The sequence below is a fragment of the Acinetobacter sp. I-MWF genome (genome assembly GCF_025433935.1).
In the GTDB taxonomy this organism is placed as follows: domain Bacteria; phylum Pseudomonadota; class Gammaproteobacteria; order Pseudomonadales; family Moraxellaceae; genus Acinetobacter; species Acinetobacter guillouiae.
On record NZ_JAMBAR010000001.1, the window covers coordinates 743,209 to 759,464 of the forward strand.

Here is a 16,256-nt window from a genome sequence, read left to right on the forward strand (position 1 = left end):
TTTATGCAAAGAGTGAAACATCTAAAAATTAATACAACACTACTTTGCTTAACGGTATGTATCACACAGAGTTTATATGCTGAAGTGGAATCTCAAGATTCCATTCAGCAAGATTCTACTCAGCAACTTCCAACCATCAAAATTGAAGCAACACGTTCAGATACCAGCATATTAAACACCCCAGCATCGGTATATAGAGTCGATCAACAACAAAGTCAAAATAATATTGGGGTAAACCTCACTGAAACACTCAAAGGTATTCCGGGTTTACAGCTCAATAATCGTGAAAATTATGCCCAAGACTTACAACTGTCTATGCGCGGATTTGGCGCACGTTCAACTTTTGGGGTCCGTGGAATTCGTCTTTATGTCGATGGGATTCCTGCGACGATGCCAGACGGACAAGGCCAAACTTCAAATATTGATTTAACGAGCTTAGATCATATTGAAGTGCTTGGTGGGCCCTTTTCATCACTGTATGGAAACTCCTCTGGGGGGACTGTTCTCACCACGACCAAAGAAGGAACAGGGCGTGATTCGGTAGAGTTAGGATATTCAGGTGGCAGTAATAATAAAGGCCGCGCTGACATCACCTTACAAGGTGGTGCAGATAAGGCCAATGAACCGAGCTATGTGATCAGTTCTTCTTATTTTGATACCGATGGTTATCGTGACCATAGTGCGGCAAGAAAAGTGTTGAGCAATGCCAAACTCACGTGGGACTTAGATGATGGTTCTAAGATCAATTGGCTGATCAATCATGTAGATATTTCCGCTGATGATCCACAAGGTTTGACTCGTGAGCAATGGAAGCAAAATCCTAAACAGGTCAATGACAGTAAAAATATCTATGATGTTCGTAAAGATATTAACCAAACACAGACAGGTATCAATTGGATTAAGCCCCTGAATGATCAACAAGAGCTTTATAGTATGGCTTATATTGGTCATCGTGAAGTGACTCAATACCAGTCTATTCCAAGTTCTGCTCAAAAGAATCCACGCCATGCAGGTGGAGTGATTGATTTCGAACGAGATTTTTATGGTGCTGATTTACGTTGGACTGGCAAAGACTTATTACCGAATACACGGATCAGTGCAGGCTTGGCTTATGATGCGATGAATGAAGATCGTCAAGGGTATGAGAATTTTAATGCCAAGGGCGAATATGGGGTAAAAGGCAACTTACGCCGTGATGAACGAAATACTTTATGGAATTTAGATCCATATTTACAGGCAGCTTGGCAATTTTTGCCGACTGTACGTCTAGATACCGGATTGCGTTATAGTAATGTTCATTATGAGTCGAAAGATCACTACATCATTGGTTTGAATGGCGATGACAGCGGTCAAACCGATTATCAAAAACTGCTCCCATCAGCTGCCTTTACTTGGGAAGTTACTCCAGACCTTAGTACTTATATCAGTTATGCCAAAGGCTTTGAAACACCAACCTTTACTGAAATGGCCTATCCAACAGAAGGAACGGCAGGGATTAACTTTGCGCTTAAACCATCAACCAGTGATAACTATGAGCTTGGTTTAAAAGCACAAAATCGTCTAGGTAATTTTACCGCCGCAGTTTTCCAAAGTAATACTCAAGATGATATCGTTTCTGCGGGAACACTCAATGGACGTGCAACCTATCAAAATGCAGATAAAACACTACGCCAAGGGGTAGAGCTGTCTTGGAATAAAAAGTTGTGGAAGAATTTAACAGCTCAAGCCAGTTATAGTTTCCTTGATGCAACATTTGATGCAGACATTCCCAACACAGATCCTAAAAAAGTTATCCAAAGTGGCAATTACATTCCCGGAATTGCAAAAAACCAAGCCTTTGTATCTTTCGGCTGGTTGCCTGAGCAGGGCTTTAATGCAGGTGTCGATGTTCGATATATGGATAAAATCTATGTAGACGATCTCAATACAGATACTGCACCAAGTTATACAGTAACCAGTATGAATGTCGGTTATATCTGGAAAAACAACGATTGGAAAGTGCGTAGTTTTGCTCGAGTTGATAATTTATTCGATAAAAATTACGTCGGTTCAGTCATTGTGAATGATGGTAATAGTCGATTCTTTGAACCTGCTGATGGTATTAACTGGAGTGCAGGACTCAGTGTCACCAAACAGTTCTAATTCATTGGGAAAATAATTTATGTCTGCTCAACCAAAGTTATTTGAATCTATTCAATTTGGTTCACTCTCACTCAGCAATAAAATTATTATTGCGCCAATGTGTCAATATTCGGCAACAGATCAAGGTGAAGTGACCTATTGGCATGAACAGCAATGGGCAAATTACGCTTTGTCAGGTGCGAGCTTATGTATTATTGAAGCAACAGCGGTTCAAGCCGAAGGGCGGATCAGTTATGCCGATGTAGGACTTTGGAATGATACGCAACGGGATCAAATCAAAGCTTTACTCAATAAGGTAAAAAGTATTGCTCCAACACCTTTTGCTATTCAGCTTGCGCATGCAGGCCGTAAAGCTTCGACTGAAAAGCCTTGGTTGGTCAAGCAGGGGAAAGGTCAGATTGCGCCAGATCATGAACATGGATGGCAAACTGTATCAGCCAGTGATATTGCTTTTAGCCCGAATGATATTGCCCCGCATGAATTAACCATTGATGAAATTAAAATAATTATTCAAGACTTTGCACAAGCGGCGATTCGTGCTGTAGACGCTGGTTTTTCACTGATTGAAATTCATGCAGCGCATGGGTATTTACTGCATCAATTTATGTCGCCGTTGTCTAACCACCGAACTGATGAATATGGTGGAAGTTTTGAAAATCGTATTCGTTTTACACTAGAAGTTTTTCAAGCGATTCGAGCAGTTGTACCAACTGACTACCCTGTAGGTGTACGTATTTCTGCAACTGACTGGATGGATGCAGAAAATAGCTGGAATGTTGAATCAAGTATTGGCTTATCAAAAGCTTTAGCGCAACTTGGTGCTGTTTATATCCATGTATCCTCTGCGGGATTACATATTCAACAAGATATTAAAGTGGGTGCAAATTACCAAGTGCCTTTTGCAAATGCGATTAAAAAACAGGTGAATATTCCTGTAATTGCAGTAGGCTTAATTACCGAAGCTGAGCAAGCTGAACAGATCCTTCAACAAGGCGAAGCAGATGCAATTGCATTGGCAAGAGCGATTTTATATGACCCACGCTGGCCTTGGCATGCTGCAGCAAAATTGGGTGCGAAAATCTCGATTGCACCACAATATTTACGTTGTCAGCCGCATGGAATCAAAGATTTGTTCTCAGCATATTGATGGCATAACAGTTTTGATTCACTCATTATTCTTTAAACGTATTTAAACTGAATAAAGATATATTCTAGGATATATCTTTATTTGTATGATCTGGAAAAGGAACGGCTTGAATGATTTTTTCGGTAATTTTTCCAGTATTTTTCCTGCTATTTTTGGGTTTTATATCTGTCAAAATCCAATTGATCTCTAAAGAGCAAATTACTGCAATTGGTGCTTTTGTAATCAAAATTGCATTGCCTGCTTTATTACTTCATGCACTGGCTGCAAAAGATTTACATGAGATTTGGTATCCTGCTTATTTCTTTGTTTATGCAGGCGTCACTTTTAGTCTATTTATTTTGGCCTTTATTTTAGGGCAAAAGCTTTTTAACAACCATTTTACCCATGCTTCTGTATTTTCACTAGGCGCATCAATGTCCAATACTGGGTTACTGGGCGCAGCAATTTTGACTTTGCTGATGGGTAGTGAAGCCATGATTTATATTTCACTGATTGTGATCATTGAAAGCGTATTTCTTGTACCGCTGATGTTAACCTTGGCAGAAATAGGGCGACAAAGACAAGCCAATTTAGCCGCTATTTTAAAAACAACATTTCTGACTTTATTAAAAAACCCATTATTCTTGTCAGTGATGATTGGCATGAGCTGTGCGATCTTCGAAATTCAAATTCCACATGTATTAGACCAAGTATTTGCCTTGTTAGGTCAGACTGCCTCACCTTTAGCGTTATTTATTATTGGTGGCGGGATGGTTGGGATTACGATTCAATCACTTAATCTGCAAACTATTTATTTGGTGGTTTCTAAAAATATCTGTATGCCGATATTGGTTTATTTAGGCTTGACTCATTTAACCGATTTGGATCAAAAGATGATTTATGCAGGTACCTTGATTGCCGCTTTGCCTATGCCTTCTATATTTGGAATTTTTGGGCAAGTCTATGGTTTAAATGAAAAAGCACTGACACCATTGATGATTAGTACTTTATTGAGTTTTATTGTGGTGAGTGTTTTGATTGGTGTTTGGTGGTAAAAAAATACTCTCTTGCGAGAGTATTTTTTTAAGAGCTGCTTATTTTTTTGCTGGTGCTGCTGGAGCAGGTGTTTTGCCTTTTTCAGCAATCAGTTTGTTTACAACATCCAAAGACTCTTTTGCCTTAGGCACATTATTTTTAGCAAGTTCTGAGAAAATCTTTTGTGCTTCTGGTAGATTTTGATCAATGATATTGCCATTGGTCAGCATATTTCCGACAGCCATTAATGCTGGGATATATCCCTTTTTAGCTAAATCTTGGATTGATTTTAAACCTTGATTAACTGCTGCTGCATTCTTCTTCTTTAAACCATCGGTGATGTCATACAGCGCTTTCGCATGAATTGCAGGTGCAAAATCTTTTTTGACTAAAGGATCAAGTTTTTGTAAGCCAAGCTTGTCAGATGCGGGTGTGCCTTCAGCAAATAGTAAAACCGCAAGTTCCACTGTAGCATCATCAAATCCTTGAGCAGAGGACTTTTCTAAGTATTCACGAACTTTCTTTTCGTCTTTGGCTAAGCCCAATTGACCTACCGCATAGCTTTGCGCCAAGACATAACTTGCAACAGGATAGCCTTTTGCTGAAGCATCTTGATAATATTTCAAAGCTTTCTTATCGTCTTTGGTTGTGCCTTGTCCCGTTTGGGTTAAATAGCCTAAGTTATATAAGGCTTGCGCATTGCCAGCTTTTGCAAGACGCTCAAGTTCTTGATACGCTGCAGGATAGTTTTTTGCTTGAATCAGCTCTTGTGCTTTGACAAATGCAGGGTCAACGTTACTTTTAGCTGTATCTGCTGCAAATGCAGAAATACATGAAAAGCTGAGTAGTGTAGCGAATAGAATTTTTTTCATTTTGACGATATACCTTGTTTTAATTTCAACATAATTCCATTTATGGTGTGAGAACATTGTTGAGGACGTTTTTATCATAATTTGAAAATTATAAATGTAAACATGCCTATTGTATAAGTTAGTGTATTTAAATTTTAATTTATTTATAAATAAGAAAGAATTAAGGGTATTTTAACAACATTAAAGCCTAGAGAAATTTTTTATTCTCTAGGCTGTGGGCTGTTATTTTACTGCTTTGAGGAGTAATTCAATTTCGCCTGCTTCACGTGCGCCTGAAATACGGGTGCCATCTTGTAAGAAGAATGTTGGTGTACCATCGACTTCGAGTGATTTTGCTAAAGCAATATTTTTCTCAATTGGGTTCGTACATGACTTGTTTGAAGTCGGTTGTTTCTTATCAATTAAATAGTCTTCCCACGCTTGGTACTGGTTTTTAGAGCACCAGATTTGCTGTGAAATACTTTCAGCATTTGGATGTAAACGGGTAATTGGGTATAAAAATAAGTAAACGGTTAAGTTGTCGATATTTTTTAATTCTTTTTCAAGATGTTGGCAATATGGACAGTCAGGATCACTAAATACGTAGATTACACGTTCACCTTTACCTTTGACATGCTTAATGGCTTGTTTCAACGGTAATGATTTTACATCAATACTTTTTAGCGCTTGCATACGTTCTTCGGTCAGATTTTTTTGTTCTTTAAGATCAATTAAATTGCCGACAAAGAAATATTTTGCTTCTTCATTGGTATAAACAATACGCCCACCCATATAGACTTCATAAACATCTTTAATTGGTGAGTTTTGTACCGATTTCACCTGAATCTCAGGATATTTGTTTTTTAAGTTTTGCTGCAAAGTTTGAATATCTGCATGTGCAGAAGAAAAGCTAAAAAGACCCAAAGTCAGAAGAGATAACCAGATTTTCATGTTAAAGCTCAAAATAATAATGTGGATATTGTGCACTCAATAATGATCAAAAATATATTGAGATCATGTAATTGCCAATGTGATATTCAGTTGATACCACGCTTAATTTCGTATTGTATTCTGGATACCATGGCGTGTTAACTTATTTCTGAGTTGTTGGATATATTGATTTAATTCTACTTGTGAGTCACTCCGTAAGCGTAATTGCGTACTAAAATTAAAGATTCTGCTACGTTTTCCATTGCGCTGTAAAATTTGAAAGTGCCCAATATAACCGCCATTTGCTGTTGTCCTATGGGTACTAAATTCAACGCATGTGACCTGATCTAAAGGGTAAGAGGTCATCATCAAATTACTGACGATCAGTTTATGATTGCGTATATAAAATGGGGCAAAACTTAAATTAAACCGTTTAAATATCCACATCAGCATACTCAAAAAAGTTACGAAAATGATCGGAACAAACAAGCCCCAATATTTGTCTGAGTGGTTAGTTGTCTCTACTTCGAGCAATTCTGTGTGTTTGGCTTCAACCATCTTTTGCTCATCAATCCATTGTCGAATATCGTCAGTGCGTGGTTGCGTTCTCAGTAAATTTTGAATCGTTTGTGGGTCGCGAATATGATAAATCGTGGCCTTAACCAGTTGGCTATTTCCTAACTGATCAAAATAGTAAAACGCATTGCCATTTTTCCATACACTGCCATAGTTGTAATTTACATCCCCAAGTTTTTGCCATGAGGAATGAAGTTGTTCAGCTAATTTTAGAATATGGGTGGATTTGGAAGAGGCTGATCCTTTATTGCTGCGATATTCACTGGCTTGTAGATAGAGAAGCTGTGTGCCATCAGAAAAAATCAGCGGTGCGATTTCTTTAAATGCTTTGCCTAAAAATGGACTATCACCTACGCGACGCATTTTTTTCTTGTTCAGATCAAAATAATAAATCCCTGTGTCGTTGTAAAACAAAGCATGGTTAATGTGAGCGCCATGTTCGCTTAAGAGATGATAAGGCGCGTATTGCGGATCAAAGGCAAATTCGTTGACATAGACCATACCATCGACAGGATTGAGCAAATAATATTGGTTATTTAAACCGTCTATTTCAATACTATAAAGCTTTCCATTGTCTTTTAAATCGAGCAGGGTGTTGTTGTAATAGACGTTTTTTCCATCCGCTCGATAGGCATAGTTATGTTCACCTAAGACAAGTTTGAGTTGGTCTGGATTGGCTCCTGAAAGTAATTTCCCTTGAAAATAGGTGAATGTCCCATTACTTGCCGTATCATTTTCGGAATTGACACAATAAGGCAGATTGCCTGATCCAAGTTTAAAATAGGGGTAGAGATAACTTTGTGGTTTTGAACCTATGGCAAAATTTTGTTGCATGATTTGCCACACTTCTCGAAGCGCACTTAAATCCTTATTTCGTTCGGTGGAGGGGGAGCAATACCAAGTGTTTTTTCCAGCAGTAAAATAACCATCCCCAATAGTTTTCACCTGTTGAGGTTGCACACCTTTTAGGATGATATTGCCACAATAGACATGCAGTTTATCTGCACCTAGTTGTCGGTATTGGTAATCATCATTGGGTAAATAAAAACTTTGAACATCTGCTTCTGGGATCAAATAATCACCATTGCTGGGTACAGCGGCATAGATTTGGTTGTTATATTTTTCAAATATCCCAAGTTTTTCTGTAGTCGCCGTAAAAGGAATCTCATCTGAATTTGAGTCAGAAAATCTAAATATAAAACTAAAGCTGAATAGAAACGCGCATATCACCAAGATAAGCGTAAAGGTTTTAATGATAGAAAATACTTTTAGTGGATTCTGCATCATTTATTTTATTGTTAAATATTGATTGGATTGAGCTATGGCAATTTAAGGTTATTTTGTCATCATTTTAGTGATGAATTGTTCGTGTTGATTGATGACAAGGTCTTTATCATTTAAGGCAAATAGGGTTGCATGGTCTCTGTTAAAATTTCAATTAATTCTTCATCCATATAGTGATAATCGTCTGGAATATCCAATACCATGACTTTTTTATGCTGTAACTGGTTGGGGAATTTCTCTTTGATATTTTGTTTATGTTTTTGCTCCATGACAAAAATCATATCTGCCCACGCAATATCTTTGGCAGAAATACCATGTTTGGCGTGTTTACTTGTTCCCGCGGAACGTGTGGAAATGCCATAGCCCACTGCAAAGACACGCTCGGCAGTGGGACTACGCCATTGGTTACGACTACAAATAAAAAGGGTGTTCAATCAGCAGTCTTCCAAAAATCATATTGTGCTTGTTTTCGTCTTTTGGCAGAAGAAATACGTGGATATTCAATTCTTAATTGTTTCGAGCGAGATCTTTTTAACGATCTGTTCCAAAGTAATTTCCAGTCTTTTTCTGGTTTCCAAAGGGTTGAAGTATTTCTGCAATCTCGACCACGGTGTAAATAATTTACCTTACGTCTCCAAGCGCGATTGCGGTTTAATTCATTTTCAAAATATTGTTGTGTAATGTCCATAGATAAAACTCATGAGTTGATCGGGTTCAGCAGCCGCGATAACACATGATTGGGCTATTTTATAAGTATTTATCGGGGTAAACAAGCCGAATGATTTTGATAATGTTTATTTAGGGCCATTTTAAAGGCAATGAAAAGGGTATAATTCTGGCTAAATAGAACGTGTGAGTAGACGATGTTTATTAAAGGCATTAGACGTAATTATGACAAAGTCAGCCAAGATGACAGTATTGCTGATGAAGATAAGATAGATGCCTTGTTGATCAAACTGGGTGGTGAGTTTCTTGTCAGTAAGGATGACCGTGTTTATATTTTTGAAAAAGATGGTCAAACGGCCAAGTTTGATGCAAAACATGCACGGGCATTTCACTTTAAAGATTATTTGTGTAAAGACATGAATAAATTATTTCATGGGTTTTGATACTCCTTGAAAATTAGTGAACTGTTCAATTGGGCTATAAAAATGCTTTAAGCACTTGGATTAGCCCTCTATCGATGTATTGATGGTGGTTAGGGCTTTCTAAAGTAATAACTTTTGATGTTGTCATTGTTTATTTTTTTAAGTTTGGTTTTTTGATGCACTGTGTGCCGTAGAATGAGAGTGAATGCATTAATCCACTACAACAATACTTTCGGCGTTTGGCTAAAAACAATATAAAACAATGGTTTGTATCTAGATGGTTTTGTGTTTTTCTAACAAAATTATTTGACTATATACTCGTGCTTCAAGTTATATAATATAAAAAAGAAGGCTGTTTTTCCTAAGATTAATCGAGACGTATCTATGATTAAAGTACTGTCAATCTTATTCATAAGTTTAGTTTGTTCAATGGGGATTTTAGCCCAACAGCCAAATCTTGTGCCTCATCAGGTAAACTTAAAAAATGGGAAACGCTTTTCTTTAAATCTTCCCGCAAATTACGAAATTATTCCGGCGGCTGAGGGCTTAAAGCGAGTTCGTTTTTTTAGTAAAGCTCCCGATGGCAGAATGTTTGTAACAGATATGCACGATTTGACTGATAATAAAAAAGGCATTGTTTATATTTTGGATGAATGGAACCCTGAAACGGGAAAGTTTGGCAAAATTATTCCTTATATGACGGGGTTGAAGAACCCTAATTCAGTTCAATTTTATACAGATTCTTCCGGGCAAGATTGGTTGTATTTAGCGGAAACCAATCAACTTACCCGAAGAAAATTTACCAAAGGTGAAATTAAACCAACCGATAAAGCCGAAGTTTTAGTGACTTTTCCTGACTATGGTTTAAGTTATAAATATGGTGGTTGGCATCTAACGCGAACAATTGCTGTGGGTGGGAACGGGAAAATTTACGTTTCTGTCGGCTCAAGTTGCAATGCTTGTACCGAGAAAGAAAAAGTTCGGGCAACAGTATTAGAAATGAATCCCGATGGTTCGCAACAAAAGATTTTTGCTACAGGTTTACGCAACGCAGTCGGTTTGAAATGGGTTGGTAATTTTTTATTTGCCACCAATCAAGGTGTGGATCATTTGGGTAAAAATAAGCCTGATGAAACTTTTTATGCACTCAAACGTGATGCAGATTATGGTTGGGCTTCATGTTATTCGTCGAATGGTAAAATTTTGGCAGATCCAAAATTTAAACGTCCGTCAGGTTGCAAAAATGTATTGCCTCCTTATGCCTATTTCCCTGCGCATTCATCTGCACTTGGTTTTGACTATTTTGATCATCCCAATACAGACGACACCATCAAAAATTCTTTTTTAGTTGCTTTACATGGTTCTACCGATGCCACAATTGGTCATGGCTATAAAATTGTGATTATGCGTAAAGGGCAAAAACTACAGACGTTTATGGATGGTTTTTTAGTGGGCAAAAATGTCTATGGTCGCCCTTGTGATATTTATCGAGTAGATGAAAATTCATTTTATTTCTCTGATGATAAGAGTGGTGTGATTTATTATGTTCGGCAAAAAGCATCTTCCTAAATTTTCAACTTTTCTAAAAATTTAGGAGTTAGTAAAAAGAGCATGGCTGAGGATACAAAATTCAGGTGAAAGTAAAAATATAAATTGTCGATAAATCTTTGGAAGCAGTACTAGATCAGAAAGTATTCATCTATGAAAATGAAGCTAAAAAATTGTTATTGTTAAATTTGTTGTAATTGACTTAATCATTTAATTCTCTAAATAAACCTACAAGGTTGTAGGTTTATTATTGTAGACAATTTTGAGAAATTATTGCGGTCTCGCCACATCACCACTTAAGCTTTCAGGTAATGCTAAAACAGTCACATCTAACTCTTCTAAAGCATCAGGACGGGCAACCACAAGCGCAATATAACCATTTTCAAATGCTGCACTGTTTACTACTTGAACACCTTTATTCAATTGTTCAGCTTGAGCAGGGGCAGGACCTGTACCTTGAATGACATGTAACCATGCTTTTGGTTTTGCCTTAAACCAGAGGCGTGCAATCACTTCCTGACCAAGGTAACAGCCTTTGTCATAATTGATTCCTTCACGTTGGTGTAAGCGTAATTCTTGTGGTTGAAATACATGTTCAATTGCTTGATTTATATAAGCCTGACCAGTTTGAATTGCAGCAATTTCCCATACTGAAATATCGGTTTCTGTAGCAGAAAAATCTGTCGTTGAGCCGTTCAATGTTGGAAAAACTTGTCCAGTTTCTTCAAGCTTCATTTTAGAAAAAGCGCCGTATTTTTTAATATGTTTGGCAAATTCTTCGGCTTGATCTTGAGTCGTAACAATCTCTAAATGTTCAGGATTAATTTTTTTAAGCCATAAGCCAAAATGGATACGGCCTTTAAGATCACAAATCGCAGTGTATTGGGTGATATTTTCAGCCAAAGCTTCAACGTTTACAGTCACTTGACCTTGTAGAAATTTGATTGCATCAACACCAATCAAGGTAAATGAGGAGAAAGCTAGATCGCTCATGAATTGCTCGCTTATCTTAAATCTAATACTAAAGAATTAATCTTATTTTCCGCTATTTTTCAAAAAAAAGCAGATTTAGTGCAAATATTTTAATGAAGTTGTTACTAAATATTTCTAAAACCCCTGTTTTTATATCTAAGCTTATGAAATATAAACGATTTGGGAAATGGGTTTTCGACAGTGTACTATGCCAATCATTAGACACGCAGTACAAAATGATGCAAGAGGCACAAAACTAATGAATAACAACTATCGTAAACCACTGCAAGGTACCCAGCTCGAATACTTCGATGTGCGTCAAGCCGTAGAAGATATCCAGCAAGGCGCATATGCAAAACTTCCATACACTTCAAAAGTATTGGCTGAACAGCTGGTACGCCGTTGTGATCCAGCCATTCTCGAACAGTCTTTAAAAGAGCTGATTAACCGTAAACAAGACCATGATTTCCCTTGGTATCCAGCACGTGTGGTATGTCACGACATCCTAGGACAAACAGCATTAGTCGACCTTGCAGGTTTGCGTGATGCGATTGCAGACCAAGGCGGTGACCCTGCTAAAGTTAATCCTGTTGTACCAACGCAGTTGATCGTTGACCACTCTCTAGCAGTGGAATACGGTGGCTTTGACCCAGATGCATTTGAAAAAAACCGTGCTGTAGAAGACCGTCGTAATGAAGATCGTTTTCACTTTATTGAATGGACCAAAACAGCATTTGAAAATGTTGATGTGATCCCAGCAGGCAACGGCATCATGCACCAAATCAACTTGGAGAAAATGTCTCCAGTGATTCAAAATCGTGAAGGTGTTGCATTTCCAGATACTTGCGTTGGTACGGATTCACATACGCCACATACAGATGCATTGGGTGTAATTTCTATTGGTGTTGGTGGTTTGGAAGCTGAAAATGTCATGCTTGGTCGTGCATCTTGGATGCGCCTTCCAGACATTATCGGTGTGGAATTGGTGGGACAGCGCAAAGCTGGCATCACTGCCACAGATATCGTTTTAGCGCTGACAGAATTCTTGCGTAAAGAACGTGTAGTGGGTGCATATTTAGAATTCTTTGGTGAAGGCGCGGACAGTATGTCTGTGGGGGATCGCGCAACGATTTCCAATATGACTCCAGAATATGGCGCAACTGCGGCAATGTTCTATATCGACCAGAACACCATTGATTATTTAACCTTGACTGGTCGTGAATCTGACCAAATCAAATTGGTGGAAAGTTATGCCAAAGAAATTGGTCTTTGGGCATCGGATATGCAACAAGCAGAATATCCTCGCGTACTTCGTTTCGATCTTTCAACGGTAACACGTAATATTGCAGGTCCATCAAACCCACATGCACGTGTATCAACAGCAGATTTAAAAGAGAAAGGCATTGCAGGCGTAGTTGAAAACCGTACTGATGGTTTAATGCCTGATGGTGCAATCATTATTGCTGCGATTACCTCTTGTACCAATACCTCAAACCCTCGTAATACCGTTGCTGCGGGGTTGTTGGCACGTAAAGCAAATGAATTGGGCTTAGTACGTAAACCTTGGGTGAAATCGTCATTTGCACCAGGTTCTAAAGCTGCTGCACTTTATCTTGAAGAAGCTGGCGTACTCGAAGATTTAGAAAAGCTTGGTTTTGGTATTGTGGCTTATGCATGTACGACGTGTAACGGTATGTCTGGTGCTTTAGATCCAAAGATTCAGCAAGAAATTATTGACCGTGATTTATATGCCACTGCGGTACTTTCAGGTAACCGTAACTTTGATGGTCGTATCCATCCTTATGCAAAACAAGCATTTTTGGCTTCACCGCCATTGGTGGTGGCTTATGCAATTGCGGGCACAATTCGTTTTGATATTGAAACGGATTCATTGGGCAATGACAAAGACGGTAATCCAATTTACCTAAAAGACGTTTGGCCATCGGATGCTGAAATTGATGCATTGGTTAAACAATCTGTAAAACCTGAACAGTTCCGTAAAGTATATATCCCGATGTTTGATTTGGGTGTGACGGAAAAATCAGAAAGCCCATTATACGATTGGCGCCCGCAAAGTACTTATATCCGCCGTCCGCCGTATTGGGAAGGGGCTTTGGCTGCACCACGTACATTGTCAAATATGCGTCCACTTGCGATCTTGCCTGACAACATTACCACGGATCATTTATCACCATCGAATGCAATTATGATGGATTCGGCAGCAGGCGAATATCTGCATAAAATGGGTGTTCCTGAAGAAGACTTTAACTCGTATGCAACGCATCGTGGTGACCATTTGACCGCGCAACGTGCAACTTTTGCCAACCCAAAACTGTTTAATGAAATGGTGGTTCGTTCAGACGGTACCATCAAACAAGGTTCTAAAGCGCGTGTTGAGCCAGAAGGCGAAGTGATGCGTATGTGGGAAGCGATTGAGATTTATATGAATCGTAAGCAACCACTAATCATCATTGCTGGTAAGGATTATGGTCAAGGCTCTAGCCGTGACTGGGCTGCGAAAGGTGTTCGTCTTGCTGGGGTTGAAGCGATTGTGGCTGAAGGCTTTGAGCGTATCCACCGTACTAACCTTGTTGGTATGGGTGTTTTACCACTTGAGTTTAAAGCGGGTACTGACCGTAAAACCTTAAAGCTTGATGGTACTGAGCTGTATAGCGTGATTGGTAATATTGCACCACGTACAGACTTAACTTTGGTGATTGAGCGTGCCACGGTTGATGGTAAGAGTGAAGTGATTGAAGTTCCTGTAACTTGTCGTTTGGATACTGAAGAAGAAGTGCATGTGTATGAAGCGGGTGGGGTATTACAACGCTTTGCACAGGATTTCTTGGAAGGGCAAGTGGCTTAATTGAATTCTATTCTTTAAATCCTCCCCAACCCTCCTTTGAAAAAGGAGGAAGTTCTTCTCTTTTTAAAGATGAGAAGTATTACTTCGCAAGGGGGGGCGATTAAGGAAAAAAGGAATTGAAATTGTTGAAAAAAGACCCTACTGTTAAGTGGGGTTTTTATTAATAAATGGTATTAAAATGAAAGTTTTATTTTGTAATATTGGTTGGATGAAAAAGTATAATGGAATAGATGGAGATTCCTTAGAAAGGGGAGGAGCTTATAATGATAGTAAAACAGGTCATGAAGTTTGTAATTTTACTAACATGAAAGGCTATGTTTATGGGTATGTACGTTCATCTGGAAAAATTAATATTACCAATCTTGGTGCTAGTAAGGATAACCAGTATATTGAAGGAGTAACAGTTATTTGGACAGCAGGTCCTGAGAGTGGTGGAACAGTTATCGTTGGGTGGTATATAAATGCTACAGTATATAGAGATGAAACTTATTTTGAGTCTACCTCCGGATTACATAAGAAAAATAAAATAGAATTCTATCGAATTAAAGCTGATTTTGAAGATGCTTATCTTTTACCAGTTAATGAAAGAAAATTTCCAATTCCTAGGAGAGTAAAAGGAGGCATTGGGCAAAGTAATGTTTGGTATGCAAAAACATTGGAAGCACGACCTTTATTAAGAAAAGTTCAAAAATACATTGAAGAACGTTCTTCATTAGAAGAATTGCTTGATATCGATGATCTAGGAGCTAATGAAGGTAATTTTAGGATGAGAAAACATTTAATCCGAGAGAGAAACTCAAATATTATTAAACAGAAGAAGCAGAAAGTATTATCTATTTTGGGAAGATTAGAATGTGAAGTGTGTCATTTTGATTTCAAAAAAGAATATGGAGAAATAGGAGAGGAGTTTTGTGAAGTTCATCATTTAATACCACTAGGTCAAACAGGTGGTATAGTTGAAACTAAATTAGAGGACTTAGCTATTGTTTGTTCAAATTGTCATAGAATGTTACATAAAGGAAAGCCGTTATTTAAAATAGATGACCTAAAAAAAATAATAATTGATGCAAGGTTAAATAATTAAATGGTGTGAAGGAGAAAATGAAAGTCATACTTAAACGCTAAGTTATTTTCTTTTAATAGAACCGTCATTAATAAAGTGATAAATAATCAATATTATCAAATCATAGTATAAATACGATTTCTAAATCCTATGAAGAATAGAACTGGCTCAGTTTGAGAATGATTAGAAATAAATTAGATAGTGAGATTTTGTATGTCGTAGATTTTAAAATATTCATATGCCGCTTTTAATAAAAGTTTAGTCAATTAATAAGGCTTCGATTGTAATAATATATGACTCAAAATTAGGCGAAAATGGATCTAATGACATGTAAGAGTCTAAGCAAAAGTAGAATAAGTATAAGAAAAGCTTTTATGGAAAAGAATTCTTACGAGTTACTGGACTTAAAGTTGAAAATTGGGTCACAAAAACAATATAAAGTTTATGAAACTCTTCCTTGAAATCATTTCTTGCAAAAATGACACCATCATTTTTGGAAATAGACAGTAGACATACATCAAAATATGGTTATACTTTATTCACCATTTCTAAAACCTATGGAGAACAAAAATGGTTACTGCTGGCGAAAAACCCGGAACAGGCTTCTATTTTTGTGTCCAATGCGGACATCGCACTTACTTAGAAATTGGTACAGATCGTTTACCCCAGTGTACCAAATGCCTTGGCAATCAATTTAAAAAATAAGATTGCTAAGCCGCACAGATAAAACAGATACTCCCTGTTTTAAGCAAAAGCCCTATCCAGTGATAGGGCT

At 37.8% G+C, this 16,256-nt stretch carries 14 protein-coding genes; 8 read left to right on the forward strand and 6 right to left on the reverse strand.

The window, feature by feature from the left end; translation table 11 throughout:
• Positions 1-3: 3 nt before the first annotated feature.
• The 3 genes from M2R48_RS03590 (at position 4) to M2R48_RS03600 (ending at position 4,323) form a co-directional block, all read left to right on the forward strand.
• Entirely contained in the window at positions 4-2,142 is a 2,139-nt protein-coding gene (locus M2R48_RS03590) for a TonB-dependent receptor (RefSeq protein WP_262085125.1), read from the forward strand.
• A 19-nt stretch (positions 2,143-2,161) separates the two neighbouring features.
• The gene (locus M2R48_RS03595) at positions 2,162-3,289 is read left to right on the forward strand and encodes an NADH:flavin oxidoreductase/NADH oxidase (protein WP_262085126.1); all 1,128 of its coding nucleotides are present in this window, start codon (positions 2,162-2,164) and stop codon (positions 3,287-3,289) included.
• 110 nt (positions 3,290-3,399) lie between these two features.
• A complete protein-coding gene (locus tag M2R48_RS03600; RefSeq protein WP_262085127.1) occupies positions 3,400-4,323 on the forward strand; it encodes an AEC family transporter in 924 nt (307 codons plus the stop codon).
• A gap of 39 nt (positions 4,324-4,362) precedes the next feature.
• Here the strand turns inward: M2R48_RS03600 and M2R48_RS03605 are convergent, their stop codons facing one another.
• The 5 genes from M2R48_RS03605 to M2R48_RS03625 form a co-directional block, all read right to left on the reverse strand.
• Positions 4,363-5,175 (reverse strand): tetratricopeptide repeat protein, encoded by an 813-nt coding sequence (locus M2R48_RS03605; protein ID WP_209826796.1) that lies wholly within the window; start codon positions 5,173-5,175, stop codon positions 4,363-4,365.
• Between the two features lie 222 nt (positions 5,176-5,397).
• Positions 5,398-6,105 (reverse strand): DsbC family protein, encoded by a 708-nt coding sequence (locus tag M2R48_RS03610; RefSeq protein WP_262085128.1) that lies wholly within the window; start codon positions 6,103-6,105, stop codon positions 5,398-5,400.
• 102 nt (positions 6,106-6,207) lie between these two features.
• Positions 6,208-7,947, reverse strand: coding sequence for a DKNYY domain-containing protein (locus tag M2R48_RS03615; RefSeq protein ID WP_262085129.1), 1,740 nt, complete (start codon positions 7,945-7,947; stop codon positions 6,208-6,210).
• 110 nt (positions 7,948-8,057) lie between these two features.
• The gene (locus M2R48_RS03620) at positions 8,058-8,378 is read right to left on the reverse strand and encodes a low molecular weight protein tyrosine phosphatase family protein (protein WP_262085130.1); all 321 of its coding nucleotides are present in this window, start codon (positions 8,376-8,378) and stop codon (positions 8,058-8,060) included.
• Positions 8,375-8,632, reverse strand: a complete 258-nt coding sequence (locus M2R48_RS03625; protein WP_262085132.1) for a hypothetical protein — start codon at positions 8,630-8,632, stop codon at positions 8,375-8,377. The genes M2R48_RS03620 and M2R48_RS03625 overlap by 4 nt, the downstream gene beginning before the upstream one ends.
• Positions 8,633-8,807: 175 nt before the next feature.
• Between M2R48_RS03625 and M2R48_RS03630 the strand changes: the two genes are divergently transcribed.
• Both M2R48_RS03630 and M2R48_RS03635 read left to right on the forward strand, forming a co-directional pair.
• Entirely contained in the window at positions 8,808-9,053 is a 246-nt protein-coding gene (locus M2R48_RS03630) for a hypothetical protein (protein WP_004722984.1), read from the forward strand.
• Positions 9,054-9,416: 363 nt separating this feature from the next.
• Positions 9,417-10,601, forward strand: coding sequence for a PQQ-dependent sugar dehydrogenase (locus M2R48_RS03635; protein ID WP_262085133.1), 1,185 nt, complete (start codon positions 9,417-9,419; stop codon positions 10,599-10,601).
• A 249-nt stretch (positions 10,602-10,850) separates the two neighbouring features.
• On the opposite strand, the gene M2R48_RS03640 is transcribed toward M2R48_RS03635, so the two are convergent.
• A complete protein-coding gene (locus tag M2R48_RS03640; RefSeq protein ID WP_224964831.1) occupies positions 10,851-11,573 on the reverse strand; it encodes a YgfZ/GcvT domain-containing protein in 723 nt (240 codons plus the stop codon).
• A 238-nt stretch (positions 11,574-11,811) separates the two neighbouring features.
• On the opposite strand from M2R48_RS03640, the gene acnD reads away from it, so the two are divergent.
• The 3 genes from acnD (at position 11,812) to M2R48_RS03655 (ending at position 16,186) form a co-directional block, all read left to right on the forward strand.
• The gene (gene acnD, locus M2R48_RS03645) at positions 11,812-14,418 is read left to right on the forward strand and encodes a Fe/S-dependent 2-methylisocitrate dehydratase AcnD (protein ID WP_262085134.1); all 2,607 of its coding nucleotides are present in this window, start codon (positions 11,812-11,814) and stop codon (positions 14,416-14,418) included.
• Positions 14,419-14,596: 178 nt separating this feature from the next.
• Positions 14,597-15,502: an HNH endonuclease gene (locus M2R48_RS03650; protein ID WP_262085135.1), complete on the forward strand. Its 906-nt coding sequence runs from the start codon at positions 14,597-14,599 to the stop codon at positions 15,500-15,502.
• A gap of 549 nt (positions 15,503-16,051) precedes the next feature.
• On the forward strand, positions 16,052-16,186 hold the full coding sequence (locus M2R48_RS03655) for a zinc ribbon-containing protein (protein ID WP_004722968.1): 135 nt from the start codon (positions 16,052-16,054) through the stop codon (positions 16,184-16,186).
• Positions 16,187-16,256: the final 70 nt, after the last annotated feature.

What these genes read in the sequence shown, in the direction of transcription:
- M2R48_RS03590 (WP_262085125.1), top strand. Translation starts at nt 4, where the DNA reads ATGCAAAGAGTGAAACATCTAAAAATTAATACAACACTACTTTGCTTA.
- M2R48_RS03640 (WP_224964831.1), bottom strand. Translation starts at nt 11,573, where the DNA reads ATGAGCGATCTAGCTTTCTCCTCATTTACCTTGATTGGTGTTGATGCA.
- M2R48_RS03605 (WP_209826796.1), bottom strand. Translation starts at nt 5,175, where the DNA reads ATGAAAAAAATTCTATTCGCTACACTACTCAGCTTTTCATGTATTTCT.
- M2R48_RS03615 (WP_262085129.1), bottom strand. Translation starts at nt 7,947, where the DNA reads ATGATGCAGAATCCACTAAAAGTATTTTCTATCATTAAAACCTTTACG.
- acnD (WP_262085134.1), top strand. Translation starts at nt 11,812, where the DNA reads ATGAATAACAACTATCGTAAACCACTGCAAGGTACCCAGCTCGAATAC.
- M2R48_RS03630 (WP_004722984.1), top strand. Translation starts at nt 8,808, where the DNA reads ATGTTTATTAAAGGCATTAGACGTAATTATGACAAAGTCAGCCAAGAT.
- M2R48_RS03595 (WP_262085126.1), top strand. Translation starts at nt 2,162, where the DNA reads ATGTCTGCTCAACCAAAGTTATTTGAATCTATTCAATTTGGTTCACTC.
- M2R48_RS03655 (WP_004722968.1), top strand. Translation starts at nt 16,052, where the DNA reads ATGGTTACTGCTGGCGAAAAACCCGGAACAGGCTTCTATTTTTGTGTC.
- M2R48_RS03635 (WP_262085133.1), top strand. Translation starts at nt 9,417, where the DNA reads ATGATTAAAGTACTGTCAATCTTATTCATAAGTTTAGTTTGTTCAATG.
- M2R48_RS03650 (WP_262085135.1), top strand. Translation starts at nt 14,597, where the DNA reads ATGAAAGTTTTATTTTGTAATATTGGTTGGATGAAAAAGTATAATGGA.
- M2R48_RS03610 (WP_262085128.1), bottom strand. Translation starts at nt 6,105, where the DNA reads ATGAAAATCTGGTTATCTCTTCTGACTTTGGGTCTTTTTAGCTTTTCT.
- M2R48_RS03625 (WP_262085132.1), bottom strand. Translation starts at nt 8,632, where the DNA reads ATGGACATTACACAACAATATTTTGAAAATGAATTAAACCGCAATCGC.
- M2R48_RS03600 (WP_262085127.1), top strand. Translation starts at nt 3,400, where the DNA reads ATGATTTTTTCGGTAATTTTTCCAGTATTTTTCCTGCTATTTTTGGGT.